Consider the following 20,200-nt stretch of genomic DNA (forward strand, 5'->3'; position numbering starts at 1 on the left):
CTGATCTCTTAGCCAAATTCATACCATTGGATTTAAAATAATGATTAAATTAGCCTCATTAAAATAATTTTTACTTATGAAAAAAATATTATTAGTCTTAACCTTGTTTGTAGGTTATACGCAGATGAGAGCAGACGAAGGAATGTGGCTTCTGATGCTTGTAAAACGTCTGAACGGCGTGGATATGCAGAAAGAAGGTCTGCACTTGACGCCGGAAGAAATCTATTCTGTAAATAATTCCAGCCTGAAAGATGCCATCGTAAGTTTCGGCGGTTTCTGTACGGGCGAAATGGTTTCCAGCCAGGGTTTGATCTTTACAAACCACCATTGCGGTTATGATGCAGTTGCGGCAGCTTCGACACCTGAAAAAGATTATCTGAAAAACGGATTCTGGGCCATGAAACCAAATGAGGAATTCAATGCAAAAGGACTTTACATCAGATTTTTGGTAAGAATGGATGATGTTTCTGCAAGAATCAATGCTAAACTTAATAATAATATGTCTGCTGCTGACAGAAAAGCAGTGATCGATGCAGAATACAAAGCCATCCAGACAGAAAATTCTGAAAACGGAAAATATACGGTTGTTGTAAGAGATTTCTTCAACGGAAACGAGTTCTATTATTTTGTATATCAGGATTATAAAGATATCAGATTAGTTGGCGCACCACCTTCATCATTAGGGAAATTCGGTGGTGATACAGACAACTGGGAATGGCCGAGACACACGGCAGATTTCACGGTTTTTCGTGCTTATGCCGATGCCAACGGAAATCCGGCAGAATATTCTGAAACCAACGTTCCTCTAAAACCTAAACATTTCTTACCGGTTTCTCTAAAAGGTTACAAACCCGGAGATTTTACAATGATTCTTGGATATCCGGGAAGAACAAACCGTTATTTGACATCTTATGGAATCGAGCAGATGGTAGACAAAGATTATCCGGCTTGGGTAGAAGCTTCTAAAGTAACAATGGACGTTTTGAAAAAGTATATGGACAAAGACAAAGCGACTCAGCTCGATTATGCTTCTCAGTACGCAAGTGTTGCCAACTATTGGAAAAACAGAGCGGGAACTATTGATGCCGTTAAGAAAAACGGAACCGTTTCAGAAAAACAAAAAACCGAAGAAATATATAATCAATGGGCAGCCCAGGCTCCTAACGAAAGTACATATTATGGCGTTTTACCGGAAATTAAAGCTTATTACCAACAGATTTCTGGAAGAAATGTAGAACGTAATTATGCTTCTATTCTTCAAAGAAATGCACATTATCTTGGAACGACTTTTCAGTTGGGAAGTCTATTCAAAACATACGCAGATCAGGACGAAGCCGGAAAAGCATCAATGAAGCCTAAAGTTCTGGAAGCCGTTGAAAAAGCTTATGACGGATTCCACGATAATGTAGAAGGTGATATGCTGGTAGCGTTGACTTCTCTTTACAAAGCGAAAGTTGCCAAGGAATTTGCTTCTCCAACAATTTTGGCAGCAGATGTCAATAACCTTTCAACTTTGGCTTACGAATCTGTTTTTGCCAATAAAAAATCAGCTTTGGCATTTGTAGAAAAACCTGACAGATTGAAAATCGATGGCGATAAACTGAGACAATTTGTAAACGGCATCGTGGAAGAACAAAAATTAGGCGTTGAAAAATATTCTAAAATTGATGAGAATTTTGCCAAAAACAGCAGACTATTCTTAGACGGACTTAGAAAAGCGCAACCCGAAAAAGTATTCTATCCGGATGCCAACTCTACAATGAGACTGACTTACGGAACTGTGCAGACACTTCCGGAAAGAGCCGACAGAAACTATAAAGGCATTAAAGAAAATTACTACACCGACATCAACGGAATGGTTGCCAAGTACAAAAAAGGCGATGAGGAATTTGACCTTCCTCAAAGAGTTCTGGACCTTGCCAAGAAAAAAGATTACGGACAATATGCTGATAAGAAAGGCGGATTTATGCCAATCAATTTCTTGTCAAACAATGATATCACAGGTGGAAACTCCGGTTCTCCAATCATTGACGGAAACGGAAACTTACTTGGTCTTGCCTTCGACGGAAACAGTGAAGCCTTGAGCGGCGACATCGTTTTCGAACCGAATTTACAGAGAACAATCAATGTGGATGTTCGTTATGTACTTTGGGTAATCGACAAATATGCCGGCGCCACAAGACTCATCAGCGAACTGACTTTGGTGAAATAATTTTTATCAAAATATATTTACAAGCCACCAGATTTGGTGGCTTTTTTGTTGCCTATTTTTGAAAAAACTGCTTAACTATTTTTTTGTAAATTAGAGAAATCATTTTTTATGAGTTTAAAAACTTTACTTCACTGGTCTTATATTTTCCCGATATTATCTCTCGTTTATTACCTGTTCGGAGTTGTAGATGATAGTCCTTGGCTGGCTGGCTTAGGAGGATTATTACTCATCGCATCGGTTCTGGGAGCCGTTCATCACGCCGAGGTTGTTGCACATAAAGTTGGTGAGCCTTTCGGAACAATTATTTTGGCAATTGCGATCACTGTTTTGGAAGTTGGGTTAATAGTTTCCTTAATGGTAGCCGGCGGCAAAGAGACCGAAACATTGGCAAGAGACACCGTTTTTGCAGCAGTCATGTTGATTTTAAACGGAATTCTAGGTGCCTGTCTGTTACTTGGTGGAATCAAATTCAAGGAACAATTCTTTGCGAGAACTTCAGGAAATATGGCGCTGATAAGCCTGGTAGCCATTGTTGTAATGACTTTGATCTTGCCAAATTATACCACAAGCGAACTTTCTGCAACGTTCAGCAAGGCACAGCTTATATTCTTTTCTGTTGCATCACTGGTTATTTACAGCACATTTTTGATGGTCCAAACTGTACGACACAGAAACTATTTCCTGCCGGAAAATGACGATGAACCTCACGCTGATCCGCCAAATAACTTTACCAGCATCATGAGTCTGGTTTTTTTGATCATTTGTCTGGGTGTCGTTGTTTTTTTAGCAAAATCATTGTCACCAACAATAGAAGCTGTCGTTCATAACTTTGGAGCACCAAAAGCTTTGGTCGGCGTCATCATCGCCGCAGTCGTTCTTTTACCGGAAGGTATGGCCGCAATAAAAGCAGCCAGGCGAAACCAATTCCAGACAAGTCTCAATCTTGCTTTGGGATCGGCAATTGCTAGTATCGGACTCACAATTCCGTGTGTAGCTGTCGTCAGCCTGGCTTATGATCTGCCTTTTCTTCTGGGTCTGGATGTCAAATCTATGATTCTACTTGGTCTTTCACTTTACACCGTAATGCTTTCATTAAATCGCGGAAAGACCAATGTCCTTTACGGCGTTGTTTTATTGGTAAATCTTCTCGCTTATATTTTCACTGTGATAGTTCCGTAAAATTTTTTATTTTTAATTAATGAAAAACTTTGAAACCGAAAGATTAACAATGAAACCCGCAGACTTAGAAGATGCGGATTTTTTCCTGGAATTGTATAATTTACCTTCTTTCATAAAACATATTGGCGACCGAAATCTCCGAACAAAAGAAGACGCTGAAAACTATATCAAAAACAGATTTCTTCCTCAAATTCAAAAGTTAGGCTATGGGAATTATGTGGTTATTCATAAGGAACTTAATAAAAAAATAGGCGCAGTTGGCGTATTTGTACGAGATGGAATTGATATTCCCGATATTGGTTTTTCTTTCTTTCCGGACTTCGAAGGCAAAGGTTATGCTTATGAATCGGCTTCAAAACTAAAAGAAATTGCAGCATCAGACTTTGGATTGAAAAAACTTTCTGCGATGACCTCTGACGAAAACCTCTCTTCTCAGAAATTAATTGAAAAACTCGGACTCACCTTTCAGAAATATGTCATTTTCCCTGATGATAATGAGGAATTAAGATATTATGAAAATTAATTTTTAACAAAATGTCAAAAACTTACGAAACAGAACGCTTAATCATAAAGCCGGTTGACATCAATGATGCCGAATTTATGATGCAATTGGTCAATACAGAAAAGTGGCTCAGATATATTGGTGACAGAAATATTCACAACCTGGAAGATGCCGAAAAATATGTGCGGGAAAAGAACCTTCCTCAGATCGAAAGGCTGGGTTTCGGAAATTGTGTTGTGATTTTAAAATCAAATCAGGAGAAGATCGGAACGGTTGGCTTGTACGATCGTGAAGGAATCGAGGGTGTTGATATTGGTTTTGCATATTTGGAAGCGTACGAAGGAAAGGGTTATGCTTACGAAGCGGCGAGGAAAATAATGGATATCGGGATCAATGAATTTGGTATAAAAAAAGTAAGCGCAATCACTTTGCCGGAGAATTTTTCTTCCATCAGGTTAATAGAAAAATTGGGGCTGAAGTTCAAAGAAGTGGTAAGAATCCCTAATGATGATGTGGATCTCAATCTCTACGAACTCGTTTTGTAATATGAATTTACCTCATCGAATAGAGACCATCGAACCCAAGAAATTGATTGGTTTCAGTATGACAACTTCTTTTCAGGAAGATAAAACACCGATGGTCTGGCGAAAATTTATGATGCGGAGAAATGAAATCTCCAATCGGATTTCTGACAAACTATTTTCTCTTCAAATCTATCCAGAAAATTTCACACCTGATCAATCCTTTACAAAATATGCATTTGCCGAAGTTTCTGATTTTGAAAATATTCCGGATGAATTTGAATCGTTTGAATTAGAAAGTGGAAAGTATTTGGTTTTCAATTACGTTGGAAAAGCTGAAAACGGACCGGAAGTTTTCAAATATATTTTCCAGACTTTTATTCCGGAAAATCGATTTGAAATTGATTACCGACCACATTTTGAGATCTTCGGAGAAAATTATGATCCTGCCAGCGAATCTGCTGAAGAAGAGATCTGGATTCCGATAAAGTAATTACTCTAAAATCTGCGCTGCTGCCGTTTTCGACGTTACTTTTTCTATAACTCTTTCGCAAACGCCTTTCTCATCAAATATAAAAGTGGTTCTCACAATTCCCATATACGTTTTTCCGAATGTTGTTTTCTCCTGCCAAACCCCAAATTTATTAAGGATCTCGTGATTTTCGTCTGCAATAAGATCATAAGGAAAGGCAAATTTGTTATGGAAATTTTTCTGTTTTTTTACAGAGTCTCCGCTTACGCCCAAAAGTTGAAATCCGGCTTTTTCCAGCAGAGAATAATTGTCGCTCAGATTACACGCTTCTACCGTACAAGTTGGCGTGTTGGCCTGAGGATAAAAGAAAACAACAAGTTTTTTCCCAATCAGATTTTTTGAATTAATAGTTTCTCCATCTTGGTTTATTCCTTCAAATTCTGGTAATTTGTCTCCTACTTTAAGCATAATTTTTAAATTAAAGTTAAATTTACAGTTCAGATTTCTATTAAACAAAACTACTTCAAATATGACCAAAAAGCAAAGGGCAAAAATCGTTCAGGAAGAACTGGAAAAATTATATCCGGAAGTTCCTATTCCACTGGAGCACAAAGACGCTTATACTCTGATGGTTGCAGTCGCTCTTTCTGCACAGACGACGGACAAAAAAGTGAATCAAATCACACCAGGACTTTTTGCCGTAGCCGATACGCCTGAGAAAATGGCAAAATTGAGCGTCGAGGAAATCAAAGAATTATTAAGTGGTATTGGACTCACCAATTCAAAAGCCAAGAATCTGAAAAAGATGGCGGAAGTTCTTGTTGAAAAGTACAACTCTGTTGTTCCGCAAACCTATGAAGAGCTTGAAGAACTCGCTGGTGTCGGCCACAAAACGGCTTCTGTGGTGATGAGTCAGGCATTTGGATTTCCGGCTTTTCCGGTTGATACACATATCCACAGACTAATGAAACAATGGAAACTGACCTCTGGAAAAAATGTTGTAGAAACAGAACGCGATGCGAAAAATCTCTGGGATGAAAGTCTTTGGAACAAGCTGCACCTCCAGATCATCTATTACGGAAGAGAATATTCGCCGGCGAGAGGAAGTCAGGAGAGAGATCTGATTACGAAAATGCTTTTTGAGAAACCATAAAAGCATTTTCCGTCAAAATTTCATTTAAATTCCTAAAAATAAATACAAAGATTTTATTTTTCCGCCTTCTATGATCGCTATATCTGCACCTTTTGCTACCGGCTGCTGAGTAGGAATTCCCAATTGCCAAAGAATATGCTGAATATTGTGATTCGATTTTGGAGTTTCTGTTAGGACGAATTCAAATTCCGAAGGCCAATCTTGCTGTATCTTTTGAATAAGTTCGTCTATAGCTTTGAATCCCACAAAAGGTTCGCTGTTGTCGCTTTCGAAGAATGAAATGTCGGATGCGTAGATTTTCTCCATCAATGCAATTCTTTCTGCTGAATTGCGGTTGTTCCAGATTAATAATAAACTGTCCTGTAAAAGTTCTGATGATGTGTCCATTGTAATTATTTTGTTGATTAATTTATAGGAACAAAATTATCAATTGCACAGTTATCAAACCCTTGACATTTATCAAATAAATTAATTGACCTTTATCAAATACACGCATTTCAATTTACTTTTTCAAATTGTTTTTACGTATTCTGCTCAGCGTTTCAGGCGAAATTCCAAGGTATGAAGCAATTAAGCTTTGAGGAAAACGATTCAGAAACTCCGGATATGACTTGATCAATTGATCATAACGTTCCTCTGCACTTTGACTTATCGAAGAGTGAATTCGTCTTTGTGTGGCAACCGCTCCTTTCTGATCAATATTCTTCACCATCAGATCTATCGCCGGTATTAAACTGATGAGTTTCTGCATCTGCTGGTGGCCTATCATCAGCACTTCAGAATCCTCCAGGACTTCGATATTGTAACATGAAGGCGTATTGAAATTATAACTTTCATAATCACCCAGCCACCAGTTTTTTATGGCAAACCGAATGGTGTGTTCGTGGCCTTTTTCATTGACAGAATACATGCGTCCCGATCCTTTTATTAAGAAACACATATACTTGCAAATCTCGCCTTCCTCCAGCAGGTATTGTTTTTTGCGCAGATGTTTTGCCTTAAAAGTTGATTGTAATAGTTCTTTTTCGGCCGCATTTAAAATCAATGAAGATTTGGATTCGACATATGTAAAAAAAGCTTCGAAGGAAATTGTTGCCAAAAGAAATATCAATTAAAATTAGAAAGTAAAAATTATGATTAAATATCAAGAAGTCTTCTATGATAATTAATTTGTCCTAAATGATAACCCAAATGTCCAAACAAATGAATCAGAAAATATTCAGTCGTCATTTTGTAACCTAGTGGTTCGATTGGATAATCTTTTTCCAGATCTTCTTCAGATAATTGACTGAGCGTTGACTCTACAATTTCTATTAAGGATGCAATTTTTTTTAGAAGTTCAGTTTTAGGAATATTTTTCAGTGAAAACTCCAAATCCCGTTGTCTGATATATCCTGTATTTCCGAGTTCTGCGCCGATGTAAGTGCTAAGATTCCCAATCAAATGGAGACAAAGATTCCCTCCTGAATTGGAAATGTTCTTATCAATTTTCCAAATCGATTCTTCGTTTTGATAAGACTCAATTTCAATTTTCAATTTATTTAAATCCCGATTGTAGAGCGATTTTAAACTTTCCAACATCATTATGTAATTTTTTTAACTAAATATCTACTTCACATCCTTCGCCCAAAGATCCATCTTTCTCTCAAGAACCTGAAGCGGAAGGCAACCCTGGCTTAGAACTTCATCATGGAAATCTGCAATATTAAATTTCTTTCCTAATTCCTTTTTATATTTTTCTCTCAACTCACGGATCTTCATCGCGCCTGTTTTGTAGCTCAACGCTTGTCCGGGCATCGCCATATAACGCTCCACTTCTGCCGTTGCGCCGGCTTCATCATAAGCGACATTACTTAGAAAATATTTGATGGCTTCTTCGCGGGACATCTGTCCGGTGTGGATTCCTGTATCAATTACGAGACGAACTGCTCTTAACATTTCATCACTCAAAGATCCCATTTTCTGATAAGGATCTGTATAAAGCCCGAGTTCTGAACCTAATGATTCACAATACAAAGCCCAGCCTTCGCCATAAGCACCAATCCATCCGAATCTAAGAAATTTTGGTAATTTCAAATTTTCCTGTTGTAGAGAGATTTGATAATGATGACCAGGAATAGCTTCGTGAAGAAAGAGGGACTCCATTCCGGATGTCACATTGAATTTTTTTGGATCGGGAATTGGTGTGTAAAAAATCCCGGGACGTTTGCCATCCGGACTACCCTGGATGTATTCTGCACTCGCGCTGGCTTCTCTATATTTTTCTGTTTGACGAATTTCGAAAGGTGTTTTCGGTGTTACGTTGAACATCGTTTTCAGCTTCGGCGTGATTTTGTCTAAGATGGATTGGAATCCTGCCAAAACCTCAGCCGAAGTTTTGTAAGGCATTGCTTTCGGATCGGTTTTTACAAAATTCAGGAATTCTTCCAAAGAACCTTTGAATCCAAGCTGATTTTTCACTTTCTCCATATCATTTCTGAGTCTTTCTACTTCTGCAAGTCCTGTTTTATGGATTTCGTCCGGTGTTTTATCTGTTGTTGTCCAGCTTTTTACATAATAGGCATAGATGTCATCTCCTTTTGGCAGAGCATTGTAACCATCTGTAGTCCTGGCTCTTGGCAGATATTCTGTTTCAAGAAACGATGCCATTTTAAGATATGCCGGGATGATTTTATTCTTGATTGCATCCTGATATAGCTTAGAATATTTGTTTGCCGTCACAGGCTTAAAATCTTTCGGAAGATTTCTGATTGGTCCGTAGAAAATATTTTTTTCGATTTCAAAAGTGGTGATTTCTTCCGCTTTCATCTGAGGAATCATTTTTATGACTAATGATTTTGGAAGGACAACATTACTTTTCATTCCAGACCGGAAGTTTTCTATTGCTGAGTCCATCCAAACAGGAAAAAGTTCGATTCTCTTCAGCCAGTTGTCATAATCTTTTTCAGTTTTGAAGGGTTGTATTCCGCTTCCGCTTCCCAACATCGGAAAATCCAACGGCAATCCTCCAAACTGGGTGAAAGGAATATATTCCGGATGATAGGCATAACGCTCCTGTTTGTCGATCAATGTATATTCCAAAACATCGAAAACCACTTTATGGTCATTATCCAGACTGTTGTAATCTACAGACTTTAACTGATTCTGAACTGAATTATAGAATGCTATCTCGTTTTTAATAAAATCCTGGCTCAGATTATTCGGTAAGAGGTCATTATACCGCTCGTCTCCTTGTGAAGTGGCTTCCAAAGGATATAATTTGAGATATTCTTCATAATATTTTGCTGCAATCGTATCAAGATCGGACGAACTGGACATCGTGATCTTCATCATCGGAGAATCGCCTTTTTTGCAGGAGACTATTGAAAACAGAGTTGCAAAAAGTAATATTTGGTAAAAAGATTTCATTCTAAATTTTTTAGGCATTGTAAAGATAATATTTTAATGATTACAAAATCGCACCCCTTTTTGTACGAGGGTTGACTCTTGTATATTAATACAATATCAACAATTTGATTAATTTCAATGATTATTATCAAAAATAATTAACAAAAATTTTTCACATTCATTCTATTTTTTATCTTTGTTAAACACTATTAAAAATATCACTTCATAATTTATTATCCTTATAATGAAAGGAATACTAAAGATCTATCACCCGGAGGAAACTCTGAAGTATTTTATCAAGAACACTTATTGCAAGGCTGTTTATATTAATGCGCAGAATTTTCTGGAAGTAGAGATCATTACAGATGACTCTTTGGATCACGTAGACGACGACTCTTTACAATACAAATTCCCTCAGTTATCATTAGATATCATCGAGTTTCCCATAACAACCTCTGAGCTGGAAGGTCAGACTTTTGTAGTAGAAGACACAGATGATGAGATCTATACAGAAGTTGATCTTTTTGATGATGATGAAGCTTTTCTGTTTGAAAACGAACTTACATTTGATAAAAATGAAACGGATGACCTCCAACTTTGCTGGAAAGGAAACATCACAGATTTTTATACGGGTTCCGAAAATCCTATTCCGTTCAAGCTGAAATGCCATTTCCGTCCCGATGAGATAGAAGTTGACGACTAATTTTTCCGGAAATAATATTTATATTTACGAATCGTTATAAATAATTATAACGCAAACAAGTTATTGCCAATGTATCAGGATCTGGATGATATTATTTTCGAAGACCGACATAAAGCTTACGGCGCTTATGAATTCCGAAAGCATTATGATTTTACACTTACCAAAGCTTTGGTAGTTGGCATTTTTATTTTCTCCGTTTTATTTTTTCTTCCGGCTTCTTTTATTAAATCCACAAAAAGAACTGCGGTCAACAGTGAAACTATTATTCCTGTTGAACTCACAGAAATGCGCATTAACTACGGCGACAACAGAAATGGCAAAGGTCTGGAAGAGCCAAAAGAGGAAGAAGGAAGCGCTGCTCCAATTGTTGAAAAGAAAGATGAAAAAGAAGTAATTACCGAAGTTGCGAAGGCATCTAAAGAAAAAATAGAAAAAGACATTCCTGAAAATACAGTACCAATCCCTACCAGAACAAAAAATCCACCTGTTGCAACGAAAAAAGCGAATGAAAAAACTAATTCTCCTGCAGTTGCAAATTCTACAAAAAATACAATAGGCAAGACCAACACCAAAGGTGACATCAAAAAAGAAAATGCGACCGGAGACGGCCGTGGAAATGCAGCCATAGGAAATCTTCTGAAAGGAAGAGGAACAAAATCCGGATCTCAGGGAAATGGTACCGGACCTGGAAATTACGGCGACCCGCTTGGTGGAGATGGCGACGGAAACAGCTTAATTGGAATTGACAGAAAACTGGTCGGTTTCATTCCCGGAACGATGGGCAGAGGCGGCGCACAACCTAATCACGACTGTACAGCCAGCGGAAGCATCAGTATTTCTTATACAGTTGATAAGTCCGGAAAAGTAACTTCTGCAAAACGTCTCAGCGGCGTTTCCGATCCTTGTGTCACGAGTACGGCAATAAGCTGGGTGAAGCAGTATGTGAAAGCAGAAGCCTCGACTGTAACTTCGAAAGGAACTTACAAAATTGTTTTTTAAATATTCCTATCAATAATCATTTTACGTAAATTTTTCCGTAATCTACCCTGATTAATCCTTAAGTTATTCATAAATTTGAAACTGTAAATACAATTAAAAACTATGGCAAATCAAAATATCTCTATTTGGGAATTCCTGTTTGGTGGAGGCTTGTTAAGCGTTTCTCTCATCATTATTCTTATTTTTTCGGGAATTGCGGCCATCCTTTTTTTTGGACAGAAATTATACGCACTCAACCGGGAAAATCAGGTTGATCCTTATCTGCTGAAAAATGTGAACGATCTTTTGAATGACGGCAGAATCCAGGCTGCAGTTGATTTTTGCAGAAGAGACAATTCTCCAGAATCCAGAAGTGTGGAAAAAGGACTTAACAGATTAGGCCGTCCAATCAGCGAAATTTCCAACGCAATGGAAACACACGCACAAATAGAGCTCAATAAAGCGGAGAAAAACATCGGTTTCCTGGCAACACTTTCCGGTGCAGCGCCAATGCTGGGACTTCTGGGCGGTGTCTTAATATTAGCTTCGACTTTTGGAAGTTTGTCAAAAACGCAAACTGTCGTTTCTCAAAGTGTTTTGGCTGCTGACTTTTATAAAGCATTAGCTCCGACAGTTATTGGACTGATCGTCGGGTTTTTATCTTATATTTTTCACAATATTCTGGTGGCAAAAGTTGATTATTTACTAATGAAAATTCAGTTTCATACCAACGAATTTTTGGATATCATCAACAAACCGGCATAATAGAAATTAGATTTTAGTCTTTAGAAGTTAGACTGATAATTAATACTTAAAATAAAAAATACAAATGGAATTCCGAAGAAGAACGAAAAAATTATCAGGCTTGCCAATTGCATTTTATGTAGTTGCGCTGGTTTTTTTTGTGCTGTTATTCTCGTTCAATTCCCTTTATTACAAAGCTTCTGAACAGCCAAAGCCTGTCGTTACAGAAATTCCGAGACCAAAAATTGAGCCTAAAAAAGATTCTGTCATAAAACCGGAGATCTACGTTCCGGATGTTGAGGTTCTTCCTGCAGATACTGTTTCTATCGCTAAAGATATCACTCCTGTTAAAGAAGATAAAAAGGAAATTTCTAAAACTGATAAAGCGAAAGCTGAAGCTGAGGATAAAAACTCGCCAAAAAAGACGAGAAAGTTGAAGATCCAAAAAAAGATAAAATCACTCAAATAGGAAAAGACAGAATCCTGACAGCTTTTATTCCAGGAACGATGGGAAAAGCCGGAAAATTACCTTCTCATAATTGCAAAACCAAAGGACAATTGGTCATGTTCATTACGGTTGATAAAGCCGGAAACGTAACTTCTGCGGGACGAAGCAGCGGAATTAAAGATGCCTGCAATATTACAGCCGCCGTAATTTGGACCAAAAAATATGTGAAAGCTAAAAAATCACAGAATATTTCTCAAGGGACTTACACGATTGTTTTTTAATTTCTTGAAATGAAAATTGCTACACTCAATATTGATTGGTGTAAGAAAATTAAACCTGAAATAATTGAATATTTCTTAAACCAGCAAGATTTTGATTTCCTAATTTTGACAGAAGCTGTCGATCTCAATTTACAAAACTTTGAATTTAAATATTTCTCAGAACAAATTCCTGAAAACATTGATTATGAAGGCTTAAATTATTCCAAATATTTAAAAAGAGAAAAAGCCTTCAGAACAATTATTTATTCTAAAATCCCGATTAAGAGAAAACTGCCAGTAAGTGATGCTAAAACGTGTCTCGCTTTAGAATTCGAAACAGAGTTTGGAGATTTAGTATTTTTTGCAATAATAATTGGAACTCAATTCAAAAAGAAACCTTACGCGAAAAATGAATTGGAAAATTGCATCAAGGATTGTAAAAAAATCTATGAATCAAATCCAAACCTAATCATAGCCGGTGATCTCAACACTTCTTTTTTAAAGAATGAAAAATATTTCACAATAAATTCTGAAACGACAGAATCTCTAAAAACATTATTTCGAGATTTGAACCTCTTAAATGCTACCGAAAAAATTACTGAAAACATTGACCATATTATTATTCCCAAACTTTTGGGAAATAAGATACAAGAAGCAAAAACATTTATTAAAAAAGGGATTTTGAGCGATCATAAAGGCATTTGTATTTCACTGGTTTGATTTCGATACGATTAATTGCAATAGTTTCTTCTTATTTATAAATTTGTACTTTCATCAAGATTATGACCCCTCAAGATTATAAAAATGCCGTAGAATGGCTTTTTGCACAAGCTCCAAATTATCAACGAGATGGATCTTCAGCTTACAAACCGGGGCTGGATAATATCATTAAATTGTGCACTTTTTTTGGAAACCCACAGGATAAGATAAAAACAATTCACATTGGAGGAACCAACGGAAAAGGTTCTACAAGCAATATGCTGGCTTCGGTTCTTCAGGAATCAGATTATAAAACCGGACTTTATAATTCGCCGCATTTGGTAGATTTTACGGAGCGGATAAAAGTAAATGGCGAGAATTGTGATAAAGAATTTGTCTATGATTTTATCCAGAAGCTAAAAGAACTTCCGAGTGAGATTCAACCTTCTTTTTTTGAATTTACAACCATAATGGCTTTTGAATATTTTTATCAGCAAAAAGTTGATTTCGCTATAATCGAAGTTGGACTGGGCGGACGTCTCGATTCTACGAACATCATCACACCTTTGGTCTCTGCTATTACGAATGTACAGTTAGACCATCAGGATCTTCTGGGTGACACAGTTGAGCAAATTGCTTACGAAAAAGCCGGAATCATCAAAGAAAATACACCTATTATTTCCGGAGATGAAAACGACGTTGTAAAAAACATCATCACAAACAAGGCTGAAGAAATGAATGCTGAAGTGATCGATGCAACAATTATCAATAGTCATTGGGAGTCTGATCTTAAGGGAAAATACCAGAAGAAAAACATTCAGGTTGTTTTGGCTTTGGTTGAGGAATTGCGAAAACGAGGCTTGACTATAACTGATGATAATATCAGATCAGGACTTCTGAATGTTTCAAAAAACACCAACTTCATAGGACGATGGTTTGAGTTTTCAAAAAATCCATTGACAATCTGTGACACCGGGCATAACAAAGCAGGACTGGAAGAGGTTTTCGCCCAATTAAAGGAATATTCTCAACATAAACATATTGTTCTTGGGTTTGTGAATGATAAAAAAATTGATGAAGTGTTAGAAATTTTACCAGCTGATGCAAACTATTATTTTGTAAAACCTGCCGGAATCCGAGGCCGGAATCCGGAAACTTATGAAGATCTGTTAAAAAAAAGTAAAATTTTTTATAAAATTTTTCAAAATGTACAGGATGGTTATCTTTCTGCAAAACAAAATGTTAAAGATGGCGAAATGATTTTTATTGGCGGCAGCAACTTTGTAGTGGGAGATTTTTTAGAAAAAAATTTGCAGAAATAAAAAAAGCTTGTATATTTGCAACACCAAAAACAAGGGCTCTTAGCTCAGTTGGTTCAGAGCATCTGGTTTACACCCAGAGGGTCGGGGGTTCGAATCCCTCAGGGCCCACCCTTGAAAAGAAAATCTCAGAGAAATCTGAGATTTTTTTATTATAATACTTAAAAAGTTTGGGCAGTTAGCTCAGTTGGTTTAGAGCGTTGCGTTGACATCGCAGAGGTCACTGGTTCGAATCCTGTACTGCCCACTTTCTTAAAATTCTGTTAAATTCTTAATACTCTCTTAACATAATCGTTAAACTTTCACAAAAAATTTAATCATTTGTTTAACTTTTCTTTTTAGGAAAGATTTTTGATGTGTGTTGCGGATAAAAATGTTAAAACATTCTATGGTTTAGAAAACTCTTTTTTATTACTAATCCTCAAAAGGAAACCTATGAAAAGATATTATGCAGTGTTAATTCCCTTTTACACTATTTTCTTGTTATATATGATGTTTTACGGTTGTGGAAGGCATCCAGATTTGGGATTCTTACAGCTCAATCCCCTTCAAAGCATTACATACTTCTTTCGTTATAATGAATTTTTTTCAGAAACTTTTATGGTGAATATTGTAGGTAATATATTTATATTTATTCCGTTCGGATGGTTAGGATTGTTATCCAAAAAACTTAATCATTTGCCGTTATTATTCTTTCTTTTTATTTCGGGAATATGCATTATCGAACTAGCTCAATATTACACGGCAAGAGGAACTGCAGATATAGATGATGTTTTCCTCAATACTTTTGGAATGCTGTTGGGATATTTTGCACTTAAATTAGCAACCTGGTTGAATATAGCGAATATAAGATTGGAATTCGAGCCAATTACCGCTCCTTATTCATATAACCGATAAGCTGCCCTAATTTATAAAAATCCAGGACTTTTAGTGATGCATGTCCTCCTAAAAGCTTTTTTTGTATAAATGATTTTGATAATTTATAAATCAATTGATATAGAAAAATCCCACCTGTTTTTTTGAGTCTGAAATAAGCCTTTGCCAATTTTATCTTAGAGATTCTTTCAACGTTTTTATCTTTCTTTATCAATTGAGCCAGACTTTTTGCCGATTGATCTGCTTTGATAAGGAAAATTTCATTTGTTTCCACATCATTGTTGAAAATTGGATTATCAATATGGTCGATTTTTACTTTTATTTTAAAAAGATCTTTGGCAAATATAGAATCTTCATAACCATATTGAGTAATGCCTTCGTTGAAAGGATTTTTCTTAAGGATAGACTTTCGGACAATAAAATTATTGGTCTGAAAACTTGAGTATGGTGTCTTAAGTCTTTCTTTTAAAGTTAAATTCTCTCTTTCGGTAGCAAATTTCCATCGGAGACCGTATTCAGGATTTGGTTTAATTTTATCTACTTTTCTTCCTCCAAAAACAACGTCAGGATTTTTTTCTTTGATAAAATCAGAATAATTTTTCAGGAAATTTTTACTAATGATTTTACCATCACAATCCAGAAAAAGCAAATATTCGGATTCGGAAAACTTCAAAAATAAGTTACGGATCTTGGACCGTCCGATATTATGATCAAGAAAAATAAACCGACTGACTTTGTTCTCTAAATTTTTATTTCTATCAATAATTTCTTTAATAGAAGCATCATCAATCAAAATAATCTCTGCATCCAATTGATCAGAATCAATTTGGTTTTGAAGATCGCTAACCAATTGATTCACATCAAAATTATAAACAGGAATACAGATACTCAGCTTCATATTCTGTCTATTATCTTCTGAATATTCAATTCTTGCAGGCAGGCATAATCGCCCCGGAAACATTCTTTATCTCCGAAAACAGAGCAAGGCCTGCAGGAAAGATCTTTGACCTGAACGATATCTTCCTCATTTTGTCCATAACCGAGAAAGCCCGCAAAATGATGCGTAGACCCCCAAACAGAGACACATCTGGTTCCCATAAGACTTGCCAGGTGCATATTTGCAGAATCCATAGAGATCATAACTTCCAGTTCCGAAATTTTTTTCAGTTCTTCTTTTAAAGTTAATTTTCCTGAAAGGCTAAATGTATTCGGAATCTGGCTTTCCCATTTTTTGAGAATTTCATCTTCCTCCTTTCCGCCTCCAAAAAAATAGACTTTATGAGATTTTGCTAATATTCTTACAAGTTCGAGCGATTTTTCTTCAGGCATCATTTTACCCTTGTGTTGGGCAAAAGGTGCGAATCCAATTCCTTTTTTATCATGGGATACAGAACGGTATTTATGCGATAATTCTAATGGAAATCCCATTTTCCGGAAAACATCGGCATACCTTTCTACAGTTCTTTTCAGAGGGAATTTATTCAGATTCCAGATGTCTGTGAGCTTTTCTTTTTCGTCTTTGCCTTTATTGATTTTATAGACTTTGTAACGGTGTCTTCTAAAAATAGAATTGACCATTTTTGTTCGTATCACATCGTGAAGATCGGCGACATAATCCGGTTTGAAATCTCTAATCAGTTGTCTAGTCAATTTTCGGATCCCAAAAACTCCTTTATAATCATCAAAGCTTATCCCTTTGAAAATCAATCTTGTGTGACCATCAAAAAGGTCTCTGAAATGTTCCCGACTGATGAATATAATTTCTACATCAGGATTCTGCTCCAGAAACTCAATGCATACCGGAACAGCCATTGCGACATCCCCGAATGCGGAAAAACGATATGCTAATATTGTCTTCACCTATTTCTTTAGTTGAAATGCAACTGCATAAAATTTGATTTGTTTCGTCATCGCCATAAGTCCGTTTGCCCGGGATGGCGACAAAAACTCCTGTAAACCAATCTTTGATATAAAATCAAAATCAGAATCCAAAATCTCCTGTGTAGAATGCCCGCTATATATCCTAACCAAAAGCGAGACAATACCTTTTGGTAGGATTCCATCCGAATCTGCATTGAAAAATAATTTCCCATCCTTGTATTCTGCATCTATCCAGACTTTGGACTGACAGCCTCGGATTAGATTTTCATCGATTTTTTTATCTTCAGGGAATCCTTCTAGTTCTTTTCCAAGATCGATGATATATTCATATTTCTGTTCCCAATCTTCCAGAAAGGAGAATTCTTCTATTAATTCTTGTTGATTTTCTTTGATTGTCATTCAAAATTTTTATTTGATTTAATGAATCAATTATTTTACCAATTGAACGATTTGAACAATGACGTTAGTTGCAGCCACCATACTTTCCAAAGGTACAAATTCGTAAGGACCGTGGAAATTGTGCCCGCCGGCGAAGATATTCGGGCAAGGCAATCCCATATAAGATAGTTGAGCGCCGTCTGTTCCGCCTCTGATAGCTTTAATCTTAGGTTCAACACCAGCATTTTTTAGCGCTTGTTCAGCAATATCAATGATGTGCATTTTACCTTCGAATTGTTTTTTCATATTGAGATATTGCGGTTTGATTTCTATCTCAGCCGTTTTATCTCCATATTTTTGGTTGATAGCTTCAACTTTTTCTGTGATGAGTTTTTTCCTGTCTTCAAATTTCTGATCATCATGATCTCTGATGATGTACTGAAGTTTAGCTTCGGACACATCGCCTTCAAAATCTGTCAGGTGGAAAAATCCTTCAAATCCTTTTGTGGTTGCTGGTGTTTCATTTTCTGGTAACGAACTGATGAACTCAGAAGCCACCAATCCTGCATTCAGCATTTTACCGAAAGAATAACCTGGATGAACGGATAATCCGTGGATTTTCACGACTGCTCCGGCCGCATTGAAGTTTTCATATTCCAATTCGCCAATTTCCCCACCGTCCATTGTGTAAGCCCATTCTGCGCCGAACTTTTCAACATCAAAATGATGTGCGCCTCTTCCAATTTCCTCATCCGGATTGAAGCCGATTGAAATTCGTCCGTGTTTGATTTGAGGATTTGCAAGTAAAAATTCCGCAGCAGTTACAATCTCCGCAACACCGGCTTTGTCATCTGCACTTAATAAAGTAGTTCCATCTGTTGTGATGATGGTTTGTCCGACGTATTTCTTTAAAGCTTCAAATTTGGTTGAAGACAAGGTAAATCCTGTTTCTTTGTTCAACAACAAATCTTCGCCGTCATAATTTTCCCAGATCTGCGGATTTACATTCTCGCCGTTAAAATCGGGAGAAGAATCATAATGTGCAATGAATCCAACTTGTGGAACGGTTTCCCCAACATTAGAAGGAATGAATCCAAAAACATAACCTTTGTCATCAATACTGACATCTTCCAAACCGAGTTCCTGCAATTCTTTGTGAAGGTAATTCGCTATCTCCCATTGTCTTTCCGTGGAAGGCGTGGTCTCACTTTCTGCGTCGCTGGTTGAAAATATCTTGATGTAGGTGATGAATCTGTTCAGGAGTTTTTCTTTCCAAACTCCGTTCAATTGGATGTTTTCCATATAATTTGCTATATCTCCGCAAAGTTATATATTTATGGAGTGAACAACAAACAATTCGGGGTTAGAGTTCACCGATGTTTAGTAACTAAAACGGTGATTGATTGTTGAAAAGTAGTTGTACACTGTCACCGCAGCCCGACTTGAGTGGAGCTCTTTTTTTGTAATGGGAAAAGCTCGGCAAAAAAAAAGCGGGAACGGAAGGCGGAAAAGCTGCCCAAACCTAACAAAGTGGTTCGACGAAGTCAAATTAAATTTAAAAACAGATAAATGTTCTTAACCGAATGTCCTAGAGACGCGATGCAAGGCTGGGGCGAGTTGATCCCGACGCAAACTAAGATAGATTACATCAATAGGCTGATGGAAGTCGGTTTTGATGTGCTGGATTGCGGTAGCTTCGTCAACCCGAAAACGATGCCTCAAATGGCAGATTCTGGGACCGTGCTGGACGAAATTGATAAATCACTTTCCAACACAAAACTGTCTGTCATCGTTGCCAACCTCAAAGGTGCAGAAAAAGCTTTGAGTCACGAGCAGGTTGATATTCTGGGATTTCCGTTTTCTATTTCGGAGACTTTTCAGCATCGGAATACCAATAAAAGCCGTGAAGAAGCTTTCTCGGAAGTCATAAAAATTCTGGAATTGGCAAAGTCTGAAAGCCGACAACTCAATCTTTATTTTTCTATGGCTTTTGGAAATCCTTATGGCGAAAGCTGGAAATGGGAAGATGTTGATTTCTGGGCGAAACGTTTTGAAGAAATCGGAATCAAAAATATTTTACTTTCTGACACAACTGGCGTTGGCGATGTAGATAAAATTTCGCTTTTGTTTAATAAAATCCCTACAAAATATCCTGAAATTAATTTCGGAGCGCATCTGCACAATCGATATGAAGATTCTTATAAAAAACTGAAAGCTGCTTATGATGAAGGCTGCCGAAGATTCGACAATGCCATAAAGGGAATCGGCGGCTGTCCGATGGCAAAAGATGATCTGGTTGGAAACATGCCGACTGAGAAAGTATTCACCTTTATGTCATCAGAAAAACTGGACATCAAACAGAATCTTCTCCACTTTGAAAGTGCTTATAATATGGCAAAAGATATTTTTCATTTTTAAATTGATGAATGAAATATAAATTTTATCATATTTTGATAATTATTAATATTTGAAATTTCAAATTCCGAAA

The 20,200-nt window shown here is 36.8% G+C and carries 24 protein-coding genes and 2 tRNA genes; 17 read left to right on the top strand and 9 right to left on the bottom strand.

The genetic code is table 11. The features are described 5' to 3' along the window. The first annotated feature begins 76 nt into the window (after positions 1–76). The 5 genes from ACFJGY_RS00585 (at position 77) to ACFJGY_RS00605 (ending at position 4,907) form a co-directional block, all read left to right on the top strand. Positions 77–2,212 (top strand): S46 family peptidase, encoded by a 2,136-nt coding sequence (locus ACFJGY_RS00585; RefSeq protein WP_379966741.1) that lies wholly within the window; start codon positions 77–79, stop codon positions 2,210–2,212. A gap of 108 nt (positions 2,213–2,320) precedes the next feature. Continuing rightward, complete coding sequence (locus ACFJGY_RS00590) at positions 2,321–3,391, top strand: calcium:proton antiporter (RefSeq protein ID WP_379966744.1); 1,071 nt, start codon at positions 2,321–2,323, stop codon at positions 3,389–3,391. 49 nt (positions 3,392–3,440) lie between these two features. Then, positions 3,441–3,914 (top strand): GNAT family N-acetyltransferase, encoded by a 474-nt coding sequence (locus ACFJGY_RS00595; RefSeq protein ID WP_379966747.1) that lies wholly within the window; start codon positions 3,441–3,443, stop codon positions 3,912–3,914. An 11-nt stretch (positions 3,915–3,925) separates the two neighbouring features. Then, positions 3,926–4,438, top strand: a complete 513-nt coding sequence (locus ACFJGY_RS00600) for a GNAT family N-acetyltransferase (RefSeq protein ID WP_379966750.1) — start codon at positions 3,926–3,928, stop codon at positions 4,436–4,438. A 1-nt stretch (position 4,439) separates the two neighbouring features. Further along, the gene (locus tag ACFJGY_RS00605) at positions 4,440–4,907 is read left to right on the top strand and encodes a GyrI-like domain-containing protein (protein WP_379966753.1); all 468 of its coding nucleotides are present in this window, start codon (positions 4,440–4,442) and stop codon (positions 4,905–4,907) included. Here ACFJGY_RS00605 and bcp read toward each other — a convergent pair whose 3' ends face one another. After that, positions 4,908–5,354 (bottom strand): thioredoxin-dependent thiol peroxidase, encoded by a 447-nt coding sequence (gene bcp, locus ACFJGY_RS00610; RefSeq protein WP_379966756.1) that lies wholly within the window; start codon positions 5,352–5,354, stop codon positions 4,908–4,910. A gap of 61 nt (positions 5,355–5,415) precedes the next feature. On the opposite strand from bcp, the gene nth reads away from it, so the two are divergent. Further along, positions 5,416–6,039 carry an endonuclease III domain-containing protein gene (gene nth / locus ACFJGY_RS00615; RefSeq protein WP_379966759.1) on the top strand — a complete coding sequence of 208 codons (624 nt, stop codon included), beginning with the start codon at positions 5,416–5,418 and terminating at the stop codon, positions 6,037–6,039. Between the two features lie 24 nt (positions 6,040–6,063). Here the strand turns inward: nth and ACFJGY_RS00620 are convergent, their stop codons facing one another. From ACFJGY_RS00620 to ACFJGY_RS00635, 4 genes are all read right to left on the bottom strand, one after another. After that, positions 6,064–6,426: a hypothetical protein gene (locus tag ACFJGY_RS00620; protein ID WP_379966762.1), complete on the bottom strand. Its 363-nt coding sequence runs from the start codon at positions 6,424–6,426 to the stop codon at positions 6,064–6,066. 115 nt (positions 6,427–6,541) lie between these two features. Then, positions 6,542–7,150, bottom strand: coding sequence for a Crp/Fnr family transcriptional regulator (locus ACFJGY_RS00625; protein ID WP_379966765.1), 609 nt, complete (start codon positions 7,148–7,150; stop codon positions 6,542–6,544). A 26-nt stretch (positions 7,151–7,176) separates the two neighbouring features. Then, positions 7,177–7,623 (bottom strand): DinB family protein, encoded by a 447-nt coding sequence (locus tag ACFJGY_RS00630; protein ID WP_379966768.1) that lies wholly within the window; start codon positions 7,621–7,623, stop codon positions 7,177–7,179. A gap of 24 nt (positions 7,624–7,647) precedes the next feature. Next, entirely contained in the window at positions 7,648–9,447 is a 1,800-nt protein-coding gene (locus ACFJGY_RS00635) for a DUF885 domain-containing protein (RefSeq protein ID WP_379966771.1), read from the bottom strand. A gap of 223 nt (positions 9,448–9,670) precedes the next feature. Between ACFJGY_RS00635 and ACFJGY_RS00640 the strand changes: the two genes are divergently transcribed. From ACFJGY_RS00640 to ACFJGY_RS00685, 10 genes are all read left to right on the top strand, one after another. Continuing rightward, on the top strand, positions 9,671–10,129 hold the full coding sequence (locus ACFJGY_RS00640; RefSeq protein WP_379966774.1) for a hypothetical protein: 459 nt from the start codon (positions 9,671–9,673) through the stop codon (positions 10,127–10,129). 69 nt (positions 10,130–10,198) lie between these two features. Beyond that, positions 10,199–11,128, top strand: coding sequence for a ferric siderophore ABC transporter substrate-binding protein (locus ACFJGY_RS00645; RefSeq protein ID WP_379966777.1), 930 nt, complete (start codon positions 10,199–10,201; stop codon positions 11,126–11,128). Positions 11,129–11,230: 102 nt separating this feature from the next. Continuing rightward, on the top strand, positions 11,231–11,872 hold the full coding sequence (locus ACFJGY_RS00650; RefSeq protein ID WP_379966780.1) for a MotA/TolQ/ExbB proton channel family protein: 642 nt from the start codon (positions 11,231–11,233) through the stop codon (positions 11,870–11,872). Between the two features lie 64 nt (positions 11,873–11,936). Continuing rightward, positions 11,937–12,320, top strand: coding sequence for a hypothetical protein (locus tag ACFJGY_RS00655; protein ID WP_379966783.1), 384 nt, complete (start codon positions 11,937–11,939; stop codon positions 12,318–12,320). A gap of 38 nt (positions 12,321–12,358) precedes the next feature. Next, positions 12,359–12,580, top strand: a complete 222-nt coding sequence (locus ACFJGY_RS00660; protein ID WP_379966786.1) for a hypothetical protein — start codon at positions 12,359–12,361, stop codon at positions 12,578–12,580. 9 nt (positions 12,581–12,589) lie between these two features. Beyond that, complete coding sequence (locus ACFJGY_RS00665) at positions 12,590–13,279, top strand: hypothetical protein (protein ID WP_379966789.1); 690 nt, start codon at positions 12,590–12,592, stop codon at positions 13,277–13,279. 62 nt (positions 13,280–13,341) lie between these two features. Further along, positions 13,342–14,580, top strand: coding sequence for a bifunctional folylpolyglutamate synthase/dihydrofolate synthase (locus ACFJGY_RS00670; RefSeq protein ID WP_379966792.1), 1,239 nt, complete (start codon positions 13,342–13,344; stop codon positions 14,578–14,580). 33 nt (positions 14,581–14,613) lie between these two features. Next, positions 14,614–14,688 (top strand) — tRNA-Val (locus tag ACFJGY_RS00675). A 61-nt stretch (positions 14,689–14,749) separates the two neighbouring features. After that, positions 14,750–14,824: transfer RNA gene (locus ACFJGY_RS00680), tRNA-Val, on the top strand. A gap of 188 nt (positions 14,825–15,012) precedes the next feature. Then, positions 15,013–15,474, top strand: a complete 462-nt coding sequence (locus tag ACFJGY_RS00685) for a VanZ family protein (RefSeq protein ID WP_379966795.1) — start codon at positions 15,013–15,015, stop codon at positions 15,472–15,474. On the opposite strand, the gene ACFJGY_RS00690 is transcribed toward ACFJGY_RS00685, so the two are convergent. Genes ACFJGY_RS00690 through pepT form a run of 4 tightly spaced genes read right to left on the bottom strand, consistent with a single transcriptional unit; the run spans position 15,446 to position 19,014 of the window. Then, positions 15,446–16,351: a glycosyltransferase family 2 protein gene (locus tag ACFJGY_RS00690; RefSeq protein ID WP_379966798.1), complete on the bottom strand. Its 906-nt coding sequence runs from the start codon at positions 16,349–16,351 to the stop codon at positions 15,446–15,448. The genes ACFJGY_RS00685 and ACFJGY_RS00690 overlap by 29 nt on opposite strands. Next, entirely contained in the window at positions 16,348–17,313 is a 966-nt protein-coding gene (locus tag ACFJGY_RS00695) for a glycosyltransferase family 9 protein (RefSeq protein WP_379966801.1), read from the bottom strand. The genes ACFJGY_RS00690 and ACFJGY_RS00695 overlap by 4 nt, the downstream gene beginning before the upstream one ends. Continuing rightward, positions 17,314–17,733, bottom strand: coding sequence for a SufE family protein (locus tag ACFJGY_RS00700; RefSeq protein ID WP_379966804.1), 420 nt, complete (start codon positions 17,731–17,733; stop codon positions 17,314–17,316). Between the two features lie 30 nt (positions 17,734–17,763). Beyond that, complete coding sequence (gene pepT / locus ACFJGY_RS00705; protein ID WP_379966807.1) at positions 17,764–19,014, bottom strand: peptidase T; 1,251 nt, start codon at positions 19,012–19,014, stop codon at positions 17,764–17,766. A gap of 267 nt (positions 19,015–19,281) precedes the next feature. Between pepT and ACFJGY_RS00710 the strand changes: the two genes are divergently transcribed. Next, the gene (locus tag ACFJGY_RS00710) at positions 19,282–20,130 is read left to right on the top strand and encodes a hydroxymethylglutaryl-CoA lyase (RefSeq protein ID WP_379966810.1); all 849 of its coding nucleotides are present in this window, start codon (positions 19,282–19,284) and stop codon (positions 20,128–20,130) included. The last annotated feature ends 70 nt before the right edge of the window (positions 20,131–20,200 follow it).

The sequence above is a fragment of the Epilithonimonas sp. UC225_85 genome (assembly GCF_042695135.1).
In the GTDB taxonomy this organism is placed as follows: domain Bacteria; phylum Bacteroidota; class Bacteroidia; order Flavobacteriales; family Weeksellaceae; genus Epilithonimonas.

Coding starts and splice junctions, on each gene's coding strand:
- ACFJGY_RS00585 (WP_379966741.1), top strand. CDS start 77: ATGAAAAAAATATTATTAGTCTTAACCTTGTTTGTAGGTTATACGCAG.
- ACFJGY_RS00590 (WP_379966744.1), top strand. CDS start 2,321: ATGAGTTTAAAAACTTTACTTCACTGGTCTTATATTTTCCCGATATTA.
- ACFJGY_RS00595 (WP_379966747.1), top strand. CDS start 3,441: ATGAAACCCGCAGACTTAGAAGATGCGGATTTTTTCCTGGAATTGTAT.
- ACFJGY_RS00600 (WP_379966750.1), top strand. CDS start 3,926: ATGTCAAAAACTTACGAAACAGAACGCTTAATCATAAAGCCGGTTGAC.
- ACFJGY_RS00605 (WP_379966753.1), top strand. CDS start 4,440: ATGAATTTACCTCATCGAATAGAGACCATCGAACCCAAGAAATTGATT.
- bcp (WP_379966756.1), bottom strand. CDS start 5,354: ATGCTTAAAGTAGGAGACAAATTACCAGAATTTGAAGGAATAAACCAA.
- nth (WP_379966759.1), top strand. CDS start 5,416: ATGACCAAAAAGCAAAGGGCAAAAATCGTTCAGGAAGAACTGGAAAAA.
- ACFJGY_RS00620 (WP_379966762.1), bottom strand. CDS start 6,426: ATGGACACATCATCAGAACTTTTACAGGACAGTTTATTATTAATCTGG.
- ACFJGY_RS00630 (WP_379966768.1), bottom strand. CDS start 7,623: ATGATGTTGGAAAGTTTAAAATCGCTCTACAATCGGGATTTAAATAAA.
- ACFJGY_RS00635 (WP_379966771.1), bottom strand. CDS start 9,447: ATGAAATCTTTTTACCAAATATTACTTTTTGCAACTCTGTTTTCAATA.
- ACFJGY_RS00640 (WP_379966774.1), top strand. CDS start 9,671: ATGAAAGGAATACTAAAGATCTATCACCCGGAGGAAACTCTGAAGTAT.
- ACFJGY_RS00645 (WP_379966777.1), top strand. CDS start 10,199: ATGTATCAGGATCTGGATGATATTATTTTCGAAGACCGACATAAAGCT.
- ACFJGY_RS00650 (WP_379966780.1), top strand. CDS start 11,231: ATGGCAAATCAAAATATCTCTATTTGGGAATTCCTGTTTGGTGGAGGC.
- ACFJGY_RS00655 (WP_379966783.1), top strand. CDS start 11,937: ATGGAATTCCGAAGAAGAACGAAAAAATTATCAGGCTTGCCAATTGCA.
- ACFJGY_RS00660 (WP_379966786.1), top strand. CDS start 12,359: ATGGGAAAAGCCGGAAAATTACCTTCTCATAATTGCAAAACCAAAGGA.
- ACFJGY_RS00665 (WP_379966789.1), top strand. CDS start 12,590: ATGAAAATTGCTACACTCAATATTGATTGGTGTAAGAAAATTAAACCT.
- ACFJGY_RS00670 (WP_379966792.1), top strand. CDS start 13,342: ATGACCCCTCAAGATTATAAAAATGCCGTAGAATGGCTTTTTGCACAA.
- ACFJGY_RS00685 (WP_379966795.1), top strand. CDS start 15,013: ATGAAAAGATATTATGCAGTGTTAATTCCCTTTTACACTATTTTCTTG.
- ACFJGY_RS00690 (WP_379966798.1), bottom strand. CDS start 16,351: ATGAAGCTGAGTATCTGTATTCCTGTTTATAATTTTGATGTGAATCAA.
- ACFJGY_RS00700 (WP_379966804.1), bottom strand. CDS start 17,733: ATGACAATCAAAGAAAATCAACAAGAATTAATAGAAGAATTCTCCTTT.
- pepT (WP_379966807.1), bottom strand. CDS start 19,014: ATGGAAAACATCCAATTGAACGGAGTTTGGAAAGAAAAACTCCTGAAC.
- ACFJGY_RS00710 (WP_379966810.1), top strand. CDS start 19,282: ATGTTCTTAACCGAATGTCCTAGAGACGCGATGCAAGGCTGGGGCGAG.